Source organism: Sphingopyxis sp. (assembly GCF_041916015.1).
Lineage (GTDB): Bacteria > Pseudomonadota > Alphaproteobacteria > Sphingomonadales > Sphingomonadaceae > Sphingopyxis.
In genome coordinates this window covers 1-17,341 of sequence record NZ_JAYSAH010000101.1, presented here as the reverse complement: position 1 = coordinate 17,341, position 17,341 = coordinate 1, and the positions used below count along the sequence as shown (strand labels likewise).

Genomic DNA, 17,341 nt, shown 5'->3' with positions numbered 1-17,341 from the left:
GAAGTCGAGACACGCTTGGGAAGCGCCAGCCTTCGCGTGTCTCGACTTCGCTCGACACGAACGGGAGTATAGCTTTGGCTTGTCCCCTTCCGGTCGAAACCTGACATTATCAAAAATCACGCCTCGAACGACGCCAAAATCGGACACGGCCCCTTGTCGCTCGCGGCGCATTGATCGGCGAGGCGCGCGAGCGCGGCACGGGTTTCGGTCATCTGCGCGATCTTTTCGTCGAGAGCCTCGATCCGCTGGCGCGCCAGCGTGCGCACCCGGACGCGGTCTTCGCTCGCTTCCAGCGCGAGCAGTTCAGATATTTCGTCGAGCGTGAAACCCGATACCTGCGCCGCGCGGATAAACTTCAATCGCCGCACGTCGTCATCATCGTAGCGCCGGACACCCCCGCCCCAGCCGTCGCCGCCGCTCCGCACCGGCGTACCCATCAGGCCGCGGCGCTGGTAATAGCGGATCGTTTCGACCCCGACCCCGCCCGCGGCGGCCAATTTGCCGATCGTGAAGGACATGCTTGACTCCGTACCATGGTACGGACCCTATATGGGGTGCATGACGAAACAGGCAATCCTTCATCGCATGGTCATGCCCGGGCACATCTGCCCCTATGGCCTCAAGGCAAAACATCTGCTCGAAAGCCGCGGCTTCGCGGTCGATGACCGCTGGCTGACGACGCGCGCGGAAACCGACGCGTTCAAGGCTGAGCATGGCGTCAGGACGACACCGCAGACCTTCATCGACGGGGTGCGCATCGGCGGCTACGACGATCTGCGCCGCCATTTCGGGCTGAAGGTCGCCGATCCCGACGCGACAAGCTACACGCCGGTGATCGCGCTGTTCGCGATGACCGCGCTGATGGCGCTCGCGGCAAGCTTTGCCGTCGATGGAACCCCCTTCACTTTGCGCGCCGCCGAATGGTTCATCTCGTTCAGCATGATCGTCCTCGCGCTGCTGAAATTGCAGGACGTCGACAGGTTCGCGACGATGTTCCTGAATTACGACCTGCTCGCGCGGCGCTGGGTGCCTTATGCGAGCATCTATCCTTTCGCCGAAGGGCTCGCCGGGGTGCTGATGACCGCGCACGCCCTGCCCTGGCTGTCGATCCCGGTCGCGCTGTTCATCGGCGGGATCGGCGCGGTGTCGGTGTTCAAGGCGGTCTATATCGACAAGCGCGATATCAAATGCGCGTGCGTCGGCGGCAGCAGCAAGGTGCCGCTGGGCTTCGTCTCGCTCACCGAGAACATCATGATGGTCGCGATGGCGCTGTGGATGGCGCGGATGTGGTTCTGACCGGCATCGGTCATTGATGTCACGCATGGCTGGGCTATCGAGGGGCAGTGATTCGTCCCCTTCCTCCCCACGGAGCCCAGCCATGCTGAACCGCCGCCATTTCCTTGCCACCGCGACGCTCGCGGGCCTGTCCGCGCCCGCGATCCTGCGCGCCGAGGCGGGGTTCTTCCGCGATTTTCCCTTCAGCCTCGGCGTCGCGGCGGGCGATCCGGCGAGCGACGGTTTCGTCATCTGGACGCGCCTCGCGCCCGACCCGATGGCGCCGCACGGCGGGATGCCGCTGGTGGGCGTCCCCGTCGACTGGGAGGTTGCCGAGGATAGCGGCTTTCGAACCATCGCCGCGAAAGGCACCGAACTCGCGCGGCCCGAACTCGGCCACAGCGTCCATGTCGAGGTCGCGGGACTGAAGCCCGACCGTCCCTATTATTACCGCTTCACGACCGGCGGCGAGCGGAGTCTCCGCGGCCGCGCGCGCACCCTGCCCCTGCCCGGCACGCCTGCCGACGCGCTGAAATTCGGCGTCTGCGGCTGCCAGCATTATGAGTCGGGCTTCTACGGCGCCTATCGCCACCTCGCGCGCGAGGAGCTCGCCTTCGTCTATCATTATGGCGACTTCATCTACGAATATCAGCAGGACTATCTCTTTCCCGACGGATTGCCGGTGCGTCCGGTCCGCAAATATGCGCTGCGCGGATTGCAGGACCTCGGCGATTTCCGCACCGCCTACACACAGACCCTGCTCGACATCGACATGCAGGCGGCGCGCTCGGTACACGCCTTCATTTCGAGTTTCGACGACCATGAGATCCGCAACGACTGGGTTTCGGTCTATGACGACTGGAAGATGGACCTCGACGTCAACGATCCCGAGGCCCCGCCGCCCGAGGTCTTCATGCTGCGCCGGCAGGCGGCCTTTCAGGCGTGGTACGAGCATATGCCCGTCCGCAAGGCGCTGCTGCCGAGGGGCGGATTCATCGCAGCGAACCGCGAGCTGCGCTATGGCGACCTGATGTCGATGCAGATCCTCGACACGCGCCAATATCGCGACAACCAGCCGTGCGGCGACGGTTTCAAGCCGGTCTGTCCCGACGTGTTCGCGAAGGAAGCGCAGGTGCTCGGCAAGGCACAGGAGGATTGGCTTGCGAAAAATCTGGCGAAGGGCGGCGCGACCTGGAACGGCATCGCGCAGCAGGTGACGATGATGTCGCTCGACCGCCGCCGCAAGGAGGACGAGCCGAAGAAAATCGTCAATCTCGACAGCTGGGCGGGTTACGAAGCCCCGCGCGAGCGCATATTGTCGCGCCTCGCGGGCCTCAAGAACGCGGTCGTCCTCACCGGCGACGAGCATCAGAATTTCTGCGGCGATCTGGTGCTGAAGGACAAGGTCGTCGGCGCCGAATTCGTCGGCACCTCGATCACCAGCGGCGGCGACGGCAGCGACCTGCGCAAGGGCACCGACGCCTTCCTGAAACTCAACCCGGAACTGAAGTTCGCGAACGACCTGCGCGGTTACATGGTGTGCGAGGTCGGCCGCGAGGCATGGCAGACGCACTTCATGGTCGTCGACAAGGTGACGGTGCCCTTGGGCACGCTGTCGAAGCGCGCGACGGGCGTCGTCGAGAATGGCGTCGCCGGGATCAAAATGTCGGCCTAGACCAGGGACACACCCAAAGCCGTTCGTGCTGAGCCGGTCGAAGCGCCGTTCTTTCTCCGATAGCCCGCCTTGGGGCCGGTGCCGGCGATTTCGGCGATGATGTTGTACGCGCTGGTGTCGCTGTCGTCGAAGCGGACATTGCCAGCACCGGCACAATCACCCGCTTGCCTTCCTTGCCCGCGTCGCGTCATAGGTGGCCCATGCTCTATTATGAAGATATCGAAGTCGGCGCGGTCCGGCGTTTCGGCAGCAAGGCGGTCGTGCGCGAGGAGGTGATCGACTTCGCCTCCAAATATGACCCGCAACCCTTTCACCTCGACGACGACGCGGCGGCGCAGACCCATTTCGGCCGCCTTTCGGCAAGCGGCTGGCATACCGGATCGATGGCGATGCGGATGATGGTCGACAATATGAAGGAGCATGAGCAGGCCGGGCTCGGCTCGCCGGGGATCGAGGATCTGCGCTGGCTGAAGCCCGTTTATCCCGGCGACACGCTCCGCTGCGAAAGCGAGGTGCTCGAAAAGCGCCGCTCGCAGAGCCGCCCCGAAATGGGATTGTTCAAGTCCGAGCTCACCGTCTTCAACCAGCATGACGAGCCGGTGATGACGATGCGCTCGACCAGCCTCATCCGCGTCCGCGACGGGGCCGGGACCGACTGATCAGTCGCGGAGCACCGCCATGGCGCGGATCGACGCCGCCGGGGCGCTCGAAATCTGCAGCACATAGCGCCCCGGCGTCACGTCGAACTCGACCATCTTGCGGATGCCCGAGCAGGCGGGGCCATGGCCGTGCGTTACCGACGTCACGAATTTCGCGTCGCGGACAAGGTCGATCCACGCCCCGGCATCGAGCGCGACGACCAGCCGCGCCGGCTTCTTGACCTCGATCGGCACCAGGCCGCCATATTTGAACGGGTCGGGCTTGCGCTCGGGCGCGATCCAGTAGCGCAGACTCTCGAACCTGTGCAGCGGCAGCTCGGTCCGCGCCGGGCCCAGCGTCGGAAAATCGGCCTCGCGCGGCTCCCCATAGGCGTAGAAAGTATCGCCCGGCACCGTACGCGCCCAGTCGGCAAGCTCGGACGGAAGCACCGGGTTCGCAGGACAGGCCTGGGCCGGCTTCGAGGGTTGCGCGCCCATCGCCGGAACAACGATCGCGAACGCGGCCAGCAACGCCGAAAATTGACGCTTCATCCCATTTCCTCCCGAACCATTTCTGAGCATCGTCCAACGCCAGCCGCGCCCAAGTCAAGCCATATGGTCAACCCATATGAGAGCCACGGAGATTAGCCATAGTTGATGACCGGGAGGTTCGGAATGGGGAAGCAGCCTCCTCAATGCATATGCTTCAGCTTGTCGGGGTTGCGCATCACATAGATGCCGGTGATCTTGCCGTCCTCGATCTCGAGCGCCGTCGTCTGAAGTTCGCCGTCGGCCTCGCGGGTGACGAAGCCCGGCAGGCCGTTGATCGTGCCCGTGTGGACGAGGGTCGATCCATGTTTGGCGAAGAGTACCGCGAGGCTGCGGTGCAGGGTCATCACCGTGGAGAAGCCGAGCACCGGCACCATCGCGGCGGGGCGCTTGCCGCCGCCATCGGACCACAGGCCGACGTCCGCGGCGAGCATCGCGCCGAGCGCGCCCATGTCGCCGCTGCGCGAGGCGGCGAAGAAGGCGTTCGCGATTTCGAGGCCCCTCTCTTTTTCCATCTTGTAGCGCGGGCGCGCGTCGCGGACGTGGGTGCGGGCGCGCGCCGCGAGCTGGCGCGTCGCGGCGGGGTCGCGGTCGATCGTCTTTGCGACCTCCTCGAACCCGACGCCGAAGACGTCGTGAAGCAGGAAGGCCGCGCGTTCGAGGGGAGAGAGCCGTTCGAGCGCGAGCATCAGCGGCAAAGTGACGTCGTCCGCTTCCTCCTCCTCGACCAGCGGGTCGGGAAGCCAGGGGCCGATATAGGTCTCGCGCTGCGCGCGCGCCGACTTCAATTGATCGAGGGAGAGCCGCGTTACGGTGCGGCGGAGGAAGGCCGCGGGCTCGCGCACCGCCGCACGATCGGTGCCGAGCCAGCGGAGGAAGGCATCCTGCACCACATCCTCGGCATCGGCGACCGAGCCGAGCATGCGATAGGCGACGCGGGTGAGGAACGGACGCAGCGGGTCGAAACTCGCCGCCGCGTCCTGGCCGTGCAAGAGGCCTTCCGCGGCCATCAGGCGGCCTTTGCCGGCACGCCGCCCTCGTACCAGAGGTCGAAGCCGACCGCGATGCGGTTCCAGCCGTTGATGACGTTGATCATCACGGTCAGGTTCATCTGCTCCTCCGCGGTAAAATGTTCGTCGAGCGCTTCGCGCGCTTGCCTTTGTGTGTACCCTTGCGAAAGGCGGGTCAAGGCATCGGTCCAGCCGAGCGCGGCGCGTTCGCGGGGCGTATAGACGGGGGCGTCCTGCCAGGCGGCGAGCAGATAGATGCGCTGTTCGGTTTCGCCCGCCGCGCGTGCGTCGGCGGTGTGCATGTTGATGCAGTTCGCGCAGCCGTTGAGGATCGACGAACGGATCTTCACCAGCTCGATCAGGCTCTTTTCGAGGCTCTTTTCGGCCGCGAGGCTGACCGCCATCCATTGTTTCATCAGCTGCGGCGAGGCGGCGAAGGGGTCGGTTACCTTGGTCATGTCGTGTCTCCTTGGCTTGGGTCGTACAAGCATGACGAGACAGCGGCGGCGGATGTGACATGCGATGCGAAAAATTCCGATTGCCGTCCCATTTTTCGGGTCATGCGATGCCAAGGCACCAGAAACGCATCGTTTCGGATAATGCGCTTTGACGAGCCCGAAAGCTGCACTAGCATCGCCTCGTCTTCGACAAGAGGGGAATGGTGGTGAAGTTTCTCGATGGATTTGGCGAACAGGCCTATGCGCTGCTGCGGATCGTGGCGGGGCTGTTGTTCCTGGCGCACGGCGTGCAGAAATTCTTCAATTTCCCGGTCGATTTTCCGATGCCGCTAAACCCGATGCTGCAGGCGGCGGGGGTGATCGAGCTGGTCGCGGGCGGCCTGATCGTGATCGGCCTGTTCACGCGTCCCGCGGCCTTCATCGCCAGCGGCATGTCGGCGGTCGGTTACTGGATGGTCCATGGGAGCAAGAGCTTCTTCCCGATCGTCAACGGCGGCGAAGCCATCGCGCTCTATTGCTTCATCTTCCTGTTCATCGCGACGCGCGGTGCGGGAATCTGGAGCGTCGATGGCGCGCGGAAATAAACAGCGCCTCGCCCGCCCGCCTTTGCCCGGCGGTTTGAAAATCCCTTACGGCTTCCTATCTGGAACGAGACAGGATTTTTGAACAGGAGGCCGGAGTGGCTGGCGGTTGGACGCGCGATGGCGCGGTTCAGGAGCAGATCGACGACACCGTGACCGATGCGGTGCTGAACGCGCGGCGGGCGATGCCCGCCGGCGAGAGCGCCCGCTATTGCCGTGAATGCGGCGAGGAAATTCCCGAACGCCGCAGGCTGGCGCTGCCCGGCGTGCAGACCTGCGTCCCGTGCCAGTCGGGCCGCGACACGGCGAGAAAACATGAGCTGTTCAACCGCCGGGGCAGCAAGGACAGCCAGCTGCGCTGAAAGAAGGGGCGGCCCCTTGCGGGACCGCCCCAGTCGCGGGTTGCACATGGTGGCCACGTCGGCCAGAATTTTGGGCCAGAATTTTTGGGCCAGAATTTTTGGGGTCAGAGCTTTTTGGTGTTCGCCTCGATCAGCTTCTTCGCTTCGGCGATCGCCTTGGCGGTGGTCAGCTTCTTTTCCTGCACCTCGTCGGCCATGCTCAGCAGGCGGCCGCTGATCACGGTGCCGGTTTCGGCCTCCTCGTCGATCGCGATGCCGCCCTTGGTGGCGGCGGCGCGGTCCCATTCGGCGCGGACGGCCGCCCAATACTCCTTCGTGGCGGCCCAATAATCGTCGGCCGCCTTCACGTCATACTGGTCATATTTGATATAGGTGTTGAGGACATATTCCTGGACGATCGGCACCAGCTTGCCGTCCTTGATCCCCATCTTGGTATTGTCCTGCCAGTGGACCCAGCCATCGGGCGAAGGCTGGTGGCGGTTGATCGAGAGGTAACGGTCATAAACGGGCTTGCGCACCGCGTCGCGGCGCGCGAGCGGGCGCCACGTCCAGTTGGAGCGCCAGCGGCGGACGCCCCCCTGCGTCTCGAACTGGCCCCAGCCGCCGTAGCGCGGACTGTCATCGACCTGATACACCGTCTGCGACCAGCGGCCGGTGCGCATCTTTTCGGGGACGTCTTCCCATGTCCACTGGTTGCGGTCCGAATAGACGAGCACCTTCGCGGGTTCATAGTCCCAGTCCTGCCGCCAATGCTTGATGACGTGGCTCTTGTCGTCGTCGCCGGTGATGACGAGCATGTGCTGAAGGACGATCCTGCGCCCCGTGTCCTCGATCACGCGCACGACCTCGTTGCCGCCCGAGCGCTTGGGTTCGAGGACCTCATAGGTCGGGTCCCAGCGCGTCGATTCCTGCATGTTGAAGCTGACACGGTAATTGCCCGCCATCGCGAGAATGTCGGCGCGGTCCTGTTCGAAATTGGCGGCGGCCTCGCTCGCCGCGATCGGCGGATGCGCGGCGGCGGGCATGGCGGTGCCCAGCAGGAGCAGCGCGGCGGCGAACGTGCGATACGGCTTTTTCATCGGGGCAGTCCTTTCGGGGTTCAGAAGCGGTAGCTGAGCGACACGCTCGCGTTGCGGCCGGGCTGGGTGTAGGCGTCGGTGACCGCGGGCGGGACGAGCAGCCCCGGCAGCGCCGGATCGGGCGGGCTGAGCGGCACGAGCGCCAGGCCGCGCACGTCGCTCCACCAGCTGTATTTCTTGTCGAGGATGTTGAAGATGCCGCCACGCAGGGTCAGCCCGCCGGTAATCCGCACGAAGGCAGTCGCGTCGAGGATGGTGAAGGCATCGGGGCGGAAGCATGTCGACGAGCAGACCCCGGCGGCGCGCGAGGCTTCCTTGCGGCCGCTGTGGGTCATGATGATCTGGCCGCCGAAACGCCCGGCGGGCTCGCGGTAACCGACCCCGGCGACGAGCTTCAGCGGATCGACCGTCGACAGCGGCGACCGCGCCCCGTCGGGGTCGATCACATCGCCCTTGGCATAGGATAGGGCGAGCGTCGCATAGAGGCCGGAGGACGCCCGCCCCTCGAACCGTGCTTCCGCGCCTTTGACGCGGACACGATCGAGATTGATGAATTGATAGACCGCCGGGTCGGCGGGCGTGAAGCTGCCGCTCACCACCTCCTGGCTGATGAAATCCTTGTAGCGCGCCGAGAAGGCGGTGAGGTCGAGGCTGACATGATCGCTGTTGAAGCGCAGCCCGCCCTCGAAGCTCCGACTGCGTTCGGGGCCGAGATCGGGGTTCGGCTTCGACGTGTAGCCGAAAGCCAGATTTTCGAAGAACTGGTTCACTTCGCCGGGCTCGGGCGCCTTGAAGCCGGTCGCATAGTTCGCGAACAGGCGCACCTCGTCGGTGACCTTCCACACCGCGCCGAATTTCGGCGACAGGTGCGAGTCCTTCTGCCCGGCGCCGGTAAACTGCGGCAGCAGCACGTCCCTGCGCGGCGACAGGTCATACCAGTCGAAACGCAGCGCGGGATAGAGCAGCAGGCGGCCATCGGCGATGGAGATTTCGTCGCCGACGAACAGGCCGGCGCGCGTGAAATCGGTGGTGGGAAAGGCGCGGGTCGGAAATGTCTCGCCCATCGGGGGAATAGTGCCGTCGCGCAGGCCCCGTTGGCGCGTCTTGCTGATATCGCCGCCGAAGACGAGGCGATGGCCGATCGCGCCCGTCGCGAAATCCGCGCGCGCGTCGGCGGCGGCGCCGAAGACGCGATTCTCGAAGGTGTTAAGCCGCTCGCGGTCGGCGGCGGGGGTGCGATCCTCGTCGGTGAACTGCACATCCTCGCCGTCCTGCCAGTAGAGCGCGACGCGGGCGAAATCGATCGTGCCCTCGCCTTCCCAGCTCCAATCGAGCGACACGCGCTTGCGTTCGCCGCTGTCCCTGCCCTCGAGGCGATCGACGCTCGAGGTGACAGTGCCCGCCACGTTGCGCGTCGCGGTCACGCCGGTGAGGCCGTTGGTATAAAGATGCGTGCCGAGATATTCGCCGGTCAGGCGCAGCTTGTGGCCGTTCGCGGGATCATAGACGATCCGCGCTAGCGCGGCGTTCGAGTGGCCGTCCTGCGGGTTGGGCAGCGTGCGCTGCGGCCCGGTGCCGGGAACGAGGCCCGACGTCAGCGTTCCCGTGGTGGGTATCAGGACCACCCCGGGATTGGTGCCCTTGTTGTCGAGTTCATTATAGTCACGGCGCGTGTAGGCCGCCATGACCGACCAGTCGCCGCTGCGCCCGGCGAGGATCGCGGTCTCGCTGAACTCGTTGTCGGCGCTGCTGTAGGCGGCGCGGACGAGGCCGCCGATAGTCTTGCCGGTCTCGAGAAAGTCGGCCGGGTCGGCGGTAATGAAGCTGACCGCGCCCGCAAGTCCATCGCTGCCATAGAGCGCCGACGAGGGGCCGCGAAGGATCTCGATCGACTTGATGAGGCCGAGATCGACATAGTCGCCGCGCCCCGCCGCCTGCGCGCCGAAGCTGAAGCCGTCGGGAACGCGGACGCCATCGACCTGGATCAGCACGCGGTTGCCGCCGATGCCGCGAATGTTGAAACCGTCGTTGCCCGCGCGCCCCGTCGCGCTGAGCGCCGCATTGAAGCGCGCGGGCTGGCGCTGGACGCTGACGCCGGGTTCGAAGCGGACGAGGTCGCGGATGTCGGTGACCATTTCGTCGGCGATCTGCTCGTCGCTCTTGACCGTGACCGTGGCGGGCACATCCTCCGCTCTGGTCGCGATGCGCGTCGCGGTGACGACAATCTGATTCTTGCGCGCGAGCCAATATTCGCCGTCGTTGTCCTGCGCGAGGGCCGGCTGGGCGACGGCGGCAAGGGCAAGCCCGAGCGCGCTACCGGCGGCAAGGCGGGTGACGGACGGCGAATGGCGGCTAATCAATTTATTTCCCCCTGTTTGATTGCGATTGATTCGCAATAGCTGCGCTCTAGGAGCGCGAACAGGGAGGGTCAATATGCTATTGCGAATCGTTCTCGTAAAATAGCGGAAACAAGCTCGAAATCATGAAAGACAGGTGGCGACCGGGAGTTGCCGCACTCTCTCCCTTCGTCATTCCCGCGAAAGCGGGAACCCAGGGATGGGTAAGCGGACGGACGCTCTGGGTCCCCGCTTTCGCGGGGATGACGAAGTAAAGAAAGGGCAGCGTCCGCTACCCACCCCAAAGCAGACGCTGTTCTTGCGCTAGGAGCCCGGCCCCTCATAAGCCTCGACGATGCGGCCGACGATTGGATGGCGCACGACGTCGGCGCTGGTGAAGCGGCTGACGTTGATGCCTTCCAGCCCCTCGAGCCGCGCGACCGCGTCGGCGAGACCCGACGTTGCGGGCATCGGCAGATCGACCTGCTTGGGATCGCCGCAGATCACCATGCGGCTGTTCATGCCGAAGCGGGTCAGGAACATCTTCATCTGCGGGATCGTGGTGTTCTGCGCCTCGTCGAGAATGATGAAGGCGTCGGCGAGTGTGCGCCCGCGCATGAAGGCGAGCGGCGCGATCTCGATCTCGCCCGATGCGATGCGGCGCTCGACCTGCTCGGCGGGCAGGCAGTCGTGGAGCGCATCGTAGAGCGGGCGCAGATAGGGATCGACCTTTTCCTTCATGTCACCGGGGAGGAAGCCAAGCTTCTCGCCCGCCTCGACCGCGGGGCGCGAGAGGATCAGGCGCTGGACGCTGCCGGTGATGAGCTGAGCGACGGCCTGTGCGACCGCGAGATAGGTCTTGCCCGTCCCCGCGGGGCCGAGCGCGAAGATCACGTCGTCGCGCGCGAGCGCCTGCATATAGGGGACCTGCGACGGGGCGCGCGGGACGATCGTCTTCTTGCGCGTGCGGATCATCACCGGCGGCGCTTCATTGGCGTCGTGGCGGATGATGCCCGCGAGCGTCGGCTGCGCCGACATCGCGATCACGCCATCGACAAGCCCCGCGTCGACCTCCTGCCCCTGTTCGATGCGGTTGTAGAGCTCGGTCAGCACGTCGCGCGCGCGGGCGGCGGCTTCCGCTTCGCCCTCGATCTGGACGCGGTTGCCACGCGCCGAGATATAGACGCCGAGGCGGTTCTCGATCGCGACGAGGTTGCGGTCGAACTCGCCGAAAAGAATGCCCAAAAGCTGCGTTCGCTCGAATTCCGCGGTCAGCCGGACGCGGTCGCCGGGTTCGGCGGGGGTTGCGGCGAGCGGGCGTTTGGACATCAAGCCTCCTGCAATTGGCGCAAGATCGCGCCCAGACTGTTCGGACCTGCCGAGATGATTTCGACATCGACCATATCGCCGATCGCAAGGCCCGGCGCGGTGACGTGAACCGACTGGAGCCAGGGCGACTTGCCGATGAGCTGGCCGTCCAGCTTGCCCCCTCGTTCGAGGAGCAGCCGCGTGGTGCGGCCGACGGTCGCCTCGTTGAACGCCTGCTGCTGTTCATTGAGCAAAGTCTGCAATCGCTGGAGCCGGTCGTTCATCACCGCTTCGTCGATCTGGCCGTCCATCGTCGCGGCGGGGGTGCCGGGGCGGCGCGAATATTTGAAGCTGTAGGCCATCGCATAATTGGTGGCGCGGACGATAGCGAGCGTCGCCTGAAAATCCTCTTCGCTCTCGCCGGGGAAGCCGACGATGAAGTCGCCCGAGATCGCGATGTCGGGCCGCGCTTCGCGGACGCGCTCGATGACGCGGAGGTAGCTGTCGACCGAATGGCTGCGATTCATCGCGGCGAGGATGCGGTCGCTGCCCGCCTGCACCGGCAGATGGAGGAAGGGCATCAGCTTGTAGACCTCGCCATGCGCGGCGATCAACCCGTCGGTCATGTCGTTCGGATGGCTCGTCGTGTAGCGGATGCGTTCGAGGCCATCCACTTTCGCGAGTTCGCGGATCAGCCCGTCGAGGCCGATCGCCCGGCCCTTGCCGTCTTCGCCGTCCCATGCATTGACGTTCTGCCCCAGCAGCGTGATCTCGCGCACGCCGCCTGCCACCAGAGCGCGCGCCTCGGCGATCAGGTCCGCAAAAGGCCGGCTGATCTCAGCGCCGCGCGTATAGGGGACGACGCAGTAGGTGCAGAATTTGTCGCAGCCTTCCTGCACGGTGAGGAAGGCCGTCGGGCGCTGGTTTCCGCCGCGCTTCGGCAGCGCGCCGAACTTGCTGTCGAGCGGCATGTCGAGGTCGATCGCCTTCTCGCCCTTCTCCGCACGCGCGATCAGGTCGGGCAGGCGGTGATAGGCCTGCGGGCCGACGACGACATCGACCGACGGCGCGCGGCGCGCGATTTCGGCGCCTTCGGCCTGCGCGACGCAGCCCGCGACCGCGATCGTCGGGGTGCTGCCATCGTCGCGCTTCAGGCGGCCGATGTCCGAATAGACTTTTTCCGCCGCCTTTTCGCGGATGTGGCAGGTGTTGAGGACGACGAGGTCGGCGTCGGCGCCGTCTGCGGCGGGGACATAGCCCTCGGCGCCGAGCATCTCGGCCATGCGCTCGCCGTCATAGACGTTCATCTGGCAGCCGAAGGATTTGACGTGGAAGGTCTTGGCGGGAGGGGTTGCGGTCATGCGGCCCCGATAGAGGAATGAGGGGCGGAAATGAAGGGGATTCGGGCGCGGATTTCTTTACGATAAGCCGCAGTCATATATGCTTGCTCCCCCGCGAAGGCGGGGACGCACGATGCTGCAAAGTGGAAGAGCAGATGCCCCGTCATCCGTCCCCTTCCAGCGTGGCCGGCTGATAGCGGACCGGGGCGACATAGTGCGGAAAGGGCCGCAGCGGCTTGCCGAGCGCCGCGACCAGCGCTTCCTCGATCCGGCGGCGCGCTTCGGCGGTGATCGCCTTGCGGCCGGGGAAGTCGCGCGGATGGAAGGGTTCGAGGAAATGGATGTGGAGACGGAAGGTGCCCGGACGCGCGAGAATGCGCCTGGCATTGTCGATCCCTGCCTCGTCGCCGATCCAGCCGATCCACTCGGCGATCGGCCCGTAATCGAGCATCACCGGCTGGACGAGCACCGCGGGCGGCGGCGGATCGAGCACCTGCATCATCGAGGTCTTGAACGGCAGCAGCGACTGACCGTCGGTCGTCGTGCCCTCGGGAAACACCGTCACCGACCAATTGTCGGCGAGCGCCTCGCGCAGCAGATTGATCTGGTCGGCGACCCCGCCGCGATCCTCGCGGCTGACGAAGACGGTGCGATTGAGGCGGCAGAGCCAGCCGATCACCGGCACCCTGCCCAGCTCGGCCTTGGCGACGAAGGCGGTGCCGCTCGCGCCGGCGAGCGACAAGATATCGACCCAGCTTATATGGTTGGAGATGAAGAAGACGTCGCGGCGGAGCGGCGTGCCGTGGCGCGTCACGCGCGCACCGACGATGCGTGCGGCGAGGAAGAGGAACAGCTTCGGAAAAGGCGAACCGTAGCTGACGATCCGGTAGAGATAGTGAAGCGGCACCAGCACGAGAAGCGAAAGGAGCAGCAGCATCACGCGCCACGCGATGCGCGCCTTCCCCCTCAGCGAAATCGGCAGCGGATGCCCCGCGGCGATCGCGGCGCGCTGGGCGGCAGCGTCAGTCTTTCCGATCGAGGCGGACGCCATAAAGCTCCATGCGATGATCGACGAGGCGGAAGCCAAGCCGTTCGGCGATGACCTTTTGCAACGCCTCCAGCTCGGGATCGACGAATTCGATGACCTTGCCCGTTTCGACGTCAATCAGATGGTCATGGTGCGCTTCGGGCGCGGCTTCGTAGCGCGAACGGCCGTCGCCGAAATCGTGGCGGTCGAGAATCCCCGCCTCTTCGAACAGGCGAACGGTGCGATAGACGGTCGCGATCGAAATACCGCTATCGACCTTCGACGCGCGTTCATAGAGCGTCTCGACATCGGGATGGTCTTCGGAATCGGAGATCACGCGCGCGATGATGCGGCGCTGCTCGGTGATGCGCAGCCCCTTTTCGTGGCAGAGAGCTTCGAGGTCGATGGTACCGGACATGCGGGCCTTTCCTGCGGATATGCAGTCGGATCTTTCTTGTTGCGAACTGTATAGGCACGGCCCGCTGATAGAACAAGGGCGGCACCTCACGGCACCGCCCTTCGCCAGTTCGGGTCGGCCGAAATCTCAGGCCTTGCGGCGCTTGCGCCCGCCGCCGCGGCCCTTGGTGCCGAGGCCGATTTCCTTCGCGAGCGCGCGGCGCTTTTCGGCATAGTTGGGCGCGACCATCGGATAGTCGGCGGGAAGGCCCCATTTCGCGCGATAGTCGTCGGGGGTCATGCCATAGTGGGTCATCAGGTGGCGGCGCAGCATCTTGAGCTTCTTGCCGTCCTCGAGGCAGACGATGTGGTCGGGCTTCACCGACGCGCGGATCGACACCGCCGGGACCGGCTTTTCCTCGACCACCGGCTTGTCGCCGAGGTTCGAGAGCGCCGCATGGACGTTGTTGATCAATATGGCGAGGTCCGAAATGGCAACGCTGTTGTTGCTGACATGCGCGGCAACAATATCGGCGGTCAGCGTCACGAGCATTTCATTGGTATCGGCTTGATCCGACATGGGCGGGTTTCCTTTTTTATGCGACATCGCAGAAGAGAAGCCCGGCTTTAGGAGTTTAATATTTTCGGGCGCGCGATTCATGCCATTCTGGATGCAATTCCGCAATGACAGATTTTCGAGCCTAAGCTGTTGAAATTGCTATCGGCGCCGCATGGTGATTGCGTCGCGAACCACCCCATCGCTACCGCGATAATAGTGTGGACGACGGCCGCATTCCAAGAAGCCGGCGCTCTGGTAAAGATGAACGGCGTCATTATCGGACCGCATTTCGAGAAAATATTCCTCGGCGCCTTCGCTTTCGGCCCAGACCTGCCAATCGTCGATCAGCTTGCGCCCGACGCCGCGCCCGCGCCGCGCCGGATCGACGCCGAGCAGCAGCAACTCGCTTTCGGGCCCGGCGATCCGCGCCGCCGAAAAGCCGCACGGCACCTCGCCATCCCAGGCCAGGCAGACGCGCGCCGACGGCAGCGCGAAGAGAGTCAGCAGCTGCGCGGTGCTCCACGCCTCGCCATAAGCGGGGTCGAACGCCGCCTCCATCACGCGCATTACCGCCGAAATATCGCCGATGCGCGCGGTCGCGAGACGAACGCCGCCGCTCATGCCGCCGCCATCGGTTTGGCGTCGGGCGCGCGGCCGTAGATCGGGCGCGGATCGGCGAAGATCGCGCCCGCCGGCAAACGCAAGAAGGCGCGCGCGTCAGGCAGCGCGGGTATCGCCCGCCCATGGCCGCGGCGCGCGACGAAGGCTTCGGCGCGGTTGCCGACGACGAGCGCACCATCGATCAGCACCGCTTCATCGGGGACCAGCGAGCGGACATCGGCGCGCGGCGCGAGGTCGGCGCCGAAAGGCTGGACGAACCATTGACCGTGGCCGCCCTCGACGACGATCAGCACGCCGCCCGCTTCGGCGACGGCATCGGCGGCGCCCGCCGCGACGAGCGCGAGGGTCGAAAACCCCTCCACCGGCACCTGCCAGCCGAGCGCCAGCGCGCGCGCCGCGGCGACGCCGATCCGTACCCCGGCGAAGCTACCGGGGCCGCACCCCACCGCGATCGACGCGGCGCGTCCGCCGTCCGCCAGTTCGGCGATCAGCGGAACGAGCCGTTCGGCATGGCCGCGCCCGATCACCTCATGGCGACAATCGATGACATGCCCCGCCTCGACCAGCGCGACCGAGCAGGCCTCGCTGGCGCTGTCGATGACGAGACGTCGCCGCTCAGGCAATGCGGTTGAAGCGCTCGAAATCGGGGCGCGGGCTGCGCTCGAAGATGCTCGCCGGGTCGCCGTAGCCGAGCGTCGAGATGAAATTGCTCTTCACCTTCGGCTGGCCTGCGAAGAAGGCCGCATCGACCGCGGCATTGTCGAAGCCCGACATCGGCCCGGTATCGAGCCCGAGCGCGCGCGCCGCGAGGATGAAATAGGCGCCCTGCAGGCTCGAGTTGCGGAACGAAGTCGTCTCGGCCAGCGCCGCATTGCCGACGAACCAGCTCCGCGCATCGGTGTGCGGGAAGAGGTCGGGCAGATGCTCGAAAAATTCATGGTCCATCGCGATGATCGCGGTGACCGGCGCCTTCAGGATCTTTTCGGCATTGGCGGGCATCGCGAGCGCGGCGAGCTTCGCCTTCGCCTCGTCCGACACGCACCAGACGATGCGCGCCGGCAGGCTGTTCGCGCTGGTCGGGCCATATTTGACGAGATCCCAGATCGCGCGGAGCTGATCCTCCGACACCGGCCGGTCGAGATAGCCATTATAGGTGCGTGCGGTACGGAACAGCTGGTCGAGGGCGCTATCGGAAAGCGGCTCGCTCATGGGTATCTCCTGAAATGAAATGGTCAGACGGCGTGGACCGCCGTTACCTCGGGCACATAATGTTTCAAGAGGGCTTCGATGCCATTTTTCAGCGTCGCGGTCGATGACGGGCAGCCCGAGCAGGCGCCCTGCATCTTGAGGTAGACATTGCCCTTGTCGAAACCGCGATAGACGATGTCGCCGCCGTCGTTGGCGACCGCGGGACGGACGCGCGCCTCGATGAGCTCCTTGATCTGCTCGATGATGTCGGCGTCGGCCGGGTCGTCGGCGAATCCGCCCTCTTCCTCGCCCGGAACCGAAATGCCGGCGGCGCTCGCGGGGTGGAACAGCGGGATGTCGGCCAGGAAATGATCCATCACGATGCCGAGGATGTCGGGCTTCGCATCGGCCCATTCGGCGCCCGGCGCGATCGTCACCGAGACGAAGTCGCGGCCGAAGAACACCCCGGTCACGTCGCCGAGCGTGAACAGCGCGGCCGCGAGCGGCGAGGCCTCGGCCTCCTCCGGGCTCGCGAAATCGCGGGTTCCCGCCTCCATCACCGCCCGGCCGGGCAGGAATTTGAGCGTCGCGGGATTGGGCGTCGATTCGGTTTCGATCAGCATGGGGTGCATGTGGGATGCAATGGGGCTTTGTGCAAGACGATTGGCTTGCGCTAGAGCCGCGATATGCGCCGTTTCACCCATTTCGCCGCGCTCGACTGGTCGGGCGCGCGCGGTCCGCGCCAGCAGGGCATCGCGCTTGCGGTCGCGAGCGGCGGCGCGGCGCCCGCGCTGGTGCGGCCGGGACATGTCTGGTCTCGCGCCGACATCCTCGAATGGCTAGGAGGCGTTGCGGCGGCGGGCACCGACATGCTCATCGGTTTCGATTTCTCGGCCGCCTTCGCGTTCGAGGATCGCGGCGCCTATTTCCCCGGCTGGG

20 protein-coding genes and 1 pseudogene are annotated in these 17,341 nt (G+C 65.5%); 6 read left to right on the top strand and 15 right to left on the bottom strand.

What is annotated here, in order from left to right; translation table 11 throughout:
- Positions 1-116 precede the first annotated feature (116 nt).
- On the bottom strand, positions 117-518 hold the full coding sequence (locus tag ACE3SL_RS14760) for a MerR family transcriptional regulator (protein WP_374526481.1): 402 nt from the start codon (positions 516-518) through the stop codon (positions 117-119).
- A 40-nt stretch (positions 519-558) separates the two neighbouring features.
- Between ACE3SL_RS14760 and ACE3SL_RS14755 the strand changes: the two genes are divergently transcribed.
- The 3 genes from ACE3SL_RS14755 (at position 559) to ACE3SL_RS14745 (ending at position 3,609) form a co-directional block, all read left to right on the top strand.
- On the top strand, positions 559-1,296 hold the full coding sequence (locus ACE3SL_RS14755; protein WP_374526480.1) for a MauE/DoxX family redox-associated membrane protein: 738 nt from the start codon (positions 559-561) through the stop codon (positions 1,294-1,296).
- A gap of 82 nt (positions 1,297-1,378) precedes the next feature.
- Positions 1,379-2,950 (top strand): alkaline phosphatase, encoded by a 1,572-nt coding sequence (locus tag ACE3SL_RS14750; RefSeq protein ID WP_374526479.1) that lies wholly within the window; start codon positions 1,379-1,381, stop codon positions 2,948-2,950.
- A 200-nt stretch (positions 2,951-3,150) separates the two neighbouring features.
- Positions 3,151-3,609 (top strand): MaoC family dehydratase, encoded by a 459-nt coding sequence (locus tag ACE3SL_RS14745; RefSeq protein WP_374526478.1) that lies wholly within the window; start codon positions 3,151-3,153, stop codon positions 3,607-3,609.
- On the opposite strand, the gene ACE3SL_RS14740 is transcribed toward ACE3SL_RS14745, so the two are convergent.
- The 3 genes from ACE3SL_RS14740 to ACE3SL_RS14730 all read right to left on the bottom strand — a co-directional run bounded on the left by ACE3SL_RS14740 (position 3,610) and on the right by ACE3SL_RS14730 (position 5,605).
- Positions 3,610-4,140: a hypothetical protein gene (locus tag ACE3SL_RS14740; protein WP_374526477.1), complete on the bottom strand. Its 531-nt coding sequence runs from the start codon at positions 4,138-4,140 to the stop codon at positions 3,610-3,612. It abuts the gene before it with no gap.
- A 140-nt stretch (positions 4,141-4,280) separates the two neighbouring features.
- Complete coding sequence (locus ACE3SL_RS14735; RefSeq protein WP_374526476.1) at positions 4,281-5,147, bottom strand: sigma-70 family RNA polymerase sigma factor; 867 nt, start codon at positions 5,145-5,147, stop codon at positions 4,281-4,283.
- Positions 5,147-5,605, bottom strand: coding sequence for a carboxymuconolactone decarboxylase family protein (locus ACE3SL_RS14730; RefSeq protein ID WP_374526475.1), 459 nt, complete (start codon positions 5,603-5,605; stop codon positions 5,147-5,149). Before ACE3SL_RS14730 ends, ACE3SL_RS14735 begins: the two co-directional genes overlap by 1 nt.
- A 206-nt stretch (positions 5,606-5,811) precedes the next feature.
- Here ACE3SL_RS14730 and ACE3SL_RS14725 point away from each other — a divergent pair, with 206 nt between their 5' ends.
- Both ACE3SL_RS14725 and ACE3SL_RS14720 read left to right on the top strand, forming a co-directional pair.
- The gene (locus ACE3SL_RS14725; RefSeq protein ID WP_374526474.1) at positions 5,812-6,189 is read left to right on the top strand and encodes a DoxX family protein; all 378 of its coding nucleotides are present in this window, start codon (positions 5,812-5,814) and stop codon (positions 6,187-6,189) included.
- Between the two features lie 95 nt (positions 6,190-6,284).
- On the top strand, positions 6,285-6,548 hold the full coding sequence (locus ACE3SL_RS14720) for a DksA/TraR family C4-type zinc finger protein (RefSeq protein WP_257549084.1): 264 nt from the start codon (positions 6,285-6,287) through the stop codon (positions 6,546-6,548).
- A gap of 104 nt (positions 6,549-6,652) precedes the next feature.
- On the opposite strand, the gene ACE3SL_RS14715 is transcribed toward ACE3SL_RS14720, so the two are convergent.
- From ACE3SL_RS14715 to ACE3SL_RS14665, 11 genes are all read right to left on the bottom strand, one after another.
- Positions 6,653-7,627, bottom strand: coding sequence for a DUF6607 family protein (locus tag ACE3SL_RS14715; RefSeq protein ID WP_374526473.1), 975 nt, complete (start codon positions 7,625-7,627; stop codon positions 6,653-6,655).
- A gap of 20 nt (positions 7,628-7,647) precedes the next feature.
- Positions 7,648-9,987, bottom strand: coding sequence for a TonB-dependent hemoglobin/transferrin/lactoferrin family receptor (locus ACE3SL_RS14710; RefSeq protein ID WP_374526472.1), 2,340 nt, complete (start codon positions 9,985-9,987; stop codon positions 7,648-7,650).
- A gap of 300 nt (positions 9,988-10,287) precedes the next feature.
- The gene (locus ACE3SL_RS14705) at positions 10,288-11,292 is read right to left on the bottom strand and encodes a PhoH family protein (protein WP_374526471.1); all 1,005 of its coding nucleotides are present in this window, start codon (positions 11,290-11,292) and stop codon (positions 10,288-10,290) included.
- A complete protein-coding gene (gene miaB, locus ACE3SL_RS14700; protein ID WP_374526470.1) occupies positions 11,292-12,632 on the bottom strand; it encodes a tRNA (N6-isopentenyl adenosine(37)-C2)-methylthiotransferase MiaB in 1,341 nt (446 codons plus the stop codon). Before miaB ends, ACE3SL_RS14705 begins: the two co-directional genes overlap by 1 nt.
- A gap of 142 nt (positions 12,633-12,774) precedes the next feature.
- Positions 12,775-13,662, bottom strand: coding sequence for a lysophospholipid acyltransferase family protein (locus tag ACE3SL_RS14695; RefSeq protein ID WP_374526469.1), 888 nt, complete (start codon positions 13,660-13,662; stop codon positions 12,775-12,777).
- Positions 13,634-14,056, bottom strand: coding sequence for a Fur family transcriptional regulator (locus ACE3SL_RS14690; RefSeq protein WP_329628882.1), 423 nt, complete (start codon positions 14,054-14,056; stop codon positions 13,634-13,636). Before ACE3SL_RS14690 ends, ACE3SL_RS14695 begins: the two co-directional genes overlap by 29 nt.
- A 126-nt stretch (positions 14,057-14,182) precedes the next feature.
- Positions 14,183-14,614, bottom strand: a complete 432-nt coding sequence (locus tag ACE3SL_RS14685) for a MucR family transcriptional regulator (RefSeq protein ID WP_374526468.1) — start codon at positions 14,612-14,614, stop codon at positions 14,183-14,185.
- A gap of 138 nt (positions 14,615-14,752) precedes the next feature.
- Complete coding sequence (locus tag ACE3SL_RS14680) at positions 14,753-15,214, bottom strand: GNAT family N-acetyltransferase (RefSeq protein ID WP_374526467.1); 462 nt, start codon at positions 15,212-15,214, stop codon at positions 14,753-14,755.
- Positions 15,211-15,837 (bottom strand): tRNA (adenosine(37)-N6)-threonylcarbamoyltransferase complex dimerization subunit type 1 TsaB, encoded by a 627-nt coding sequence (gene tsaB / locus ACE3SL_RS14675; protein ID WP_374526466.1) that lies wholly within the window; start codon positions 15,835-15,837, stop codon positions 15,211-15,213. Before tsaB ends, ACE3SL_RS14680 begins: the two co-directional genes overlap by 4 nt.
- Entirely contained in the window at positions 15,830-16,423 is a 594-nt protein-coding gene (locus tag ACE3SL_RS14670; RefSeq protein WP_374526465.1) for a malonic semialdehyde reductase, read from the bottom strand. The genes tsaB and ACE3SL_RS14670 overlap by 8 nt, the downstream gene beginning before the upstream one ends.
- Before the next feature lie 23 nt (positions 16,424-16,446).
- Entirely contained in the window at positions 16,447-17,025 is a 579-nt protein-coding gene (locus ACE3SL_RS14665; protein WP_374526464.1) for a NifU family protein, read from the bottom strand.
- 63 nt (positions 17,026-17,088) lie between these two features.
- Here ACE3SL_RS14665 and ACE3SL_RS14660 point away from each other — a divergent pair.
- Positions 17,089-17,341: pseudogene (locus ACE3SL_RS14660) on the top strand (hypothetical protein); the annotation flags it as partial.

What these genes read in the sequence shown, in the direction of transcription:
- ACE3SL_RS14760 (WP_374526481.1), bottom strand. Translation starts at nt 518, where the DNA reads ATGTCCTTCACGATCGGCAAATTGGCCGCCGCGGGCGGGGTCGGGGTC.
- ACE3SL_RS14755 (WP_374526480.1), top strand. Translation starts at nt 559, where the DNA reads ATGACGAAACAGGCAATCCTTCATCGCATGGTCATGCCCGGGCACATC.
- ACE3SL_RS14750 (WP_374526479.1), top strand. Translation starts at nt 1,379, where the DNA reads ATGCTGAACCGCCGCCATTTCCTTGCCACCGCGACGCTCGCGGGCCTG.
- ACE3SL_RS14745 (WP_374526478.1), top strand. Translation starts at nt 3,151, where the DNA reads ATGCTCTATTATGAAGATATCGAAGTCGGCGCGGTCCGGCGTTTCGGC.
- ACE3SL_RS14740 (WP_374526477.1), bottom strand. Translation starts at nt 4,140, where the DNA reads ATGAAGCGTCAATTTTCGGCGTTGCTGGCCGCGTTCGCGATCGTTGTT.
- ACE3SL_RS14735 (WP_374526476.1), bottom strand. Translation starts at nt 5,147, where the DNA reads ATGGCCGCGGAAGGCCTCTTGCACGGCCAGGACGCGGCGGCGAGTTTC.
- ACE3SL_RS14730 (WP_374526475.1), bottom strand. Translation starts at nt 5,605, where the DNA reads ATGACCAAGGTAACCGACCCCTTCGCCGCCTCGCCGCAGCTGATGAAA.
- ACE3SL_RS14715 (WP_374526473.1), bottom strand. Translation starts at nt 7,627, where the DNA reads ATGAAAAAGCCGTATCGCACGTTCGCCGCCGCGCTGCTCCTGCTGGGC.
- ACE3SL_RS14705 (WP_374526471.1), bottom strand. Translation starts at nt 11,292, where the DNA reads ATGTCCAAACGCCCGCTCGCCGCAACCCCCGCCGAACCCGGCGACCGC.
- miaB (WP_374526470.1), bottom strand. Translation starts at nt 12,632, where the DNA reads ATGACCGCAACCCCTCCCGCCAAGACCTTCCACGTCAAATCCTTCGGC.
- ACE3SL_RS14695 (WP_374526469.1), bottom strand. Translation starts at nt 13,662, where the DNA reads ATGGCGTCCGCCTCGATCGGAAAGACTGACGCTGCCGCCCAGCGCGCC.
- ACE3SL_RS14690 (WP_329628882.1), bottom strand. Translation starts at nt 14,056, where the DNA reads ATGTCCGGTACCATCGACCTCGAAGCTCTCTGCCACGAAAAGGGGCTG.
- ACE3SL_RS14685 (WP_374526468.1), bottom strand. Translation starts at nt 14,614, where the DNA reads ATGTCGGATCAAGCCGATACCAATGAAATGCTCGTGACGCTGACCGCC.
- ACE3SL_RS14680 (WP_374526467.1), bottom strand. Translation starts at nt 15,214, where the DNA reads ATGAGCGGCGGCGTTCGTCTCGCGACCGCGCGCATCGGCGATATTTCG.
- ACE3SL_RS14670 (WP_374526465.1), bottom strand. Translation starts at nt 16,423, where the DNA reads ATGAGCGAGCCGCTTTCCGATAGCGCCCTCGACCAGCTGTTCCGTACC.
- ACE3SL_RS14665 (WP_374526464.1), bottom strand. Translation starts at nt 17,025, where the DNA reads ATGCTGATCGAAACCGAATCGACGCCCAATCCCGCGACGCTCAAATTC.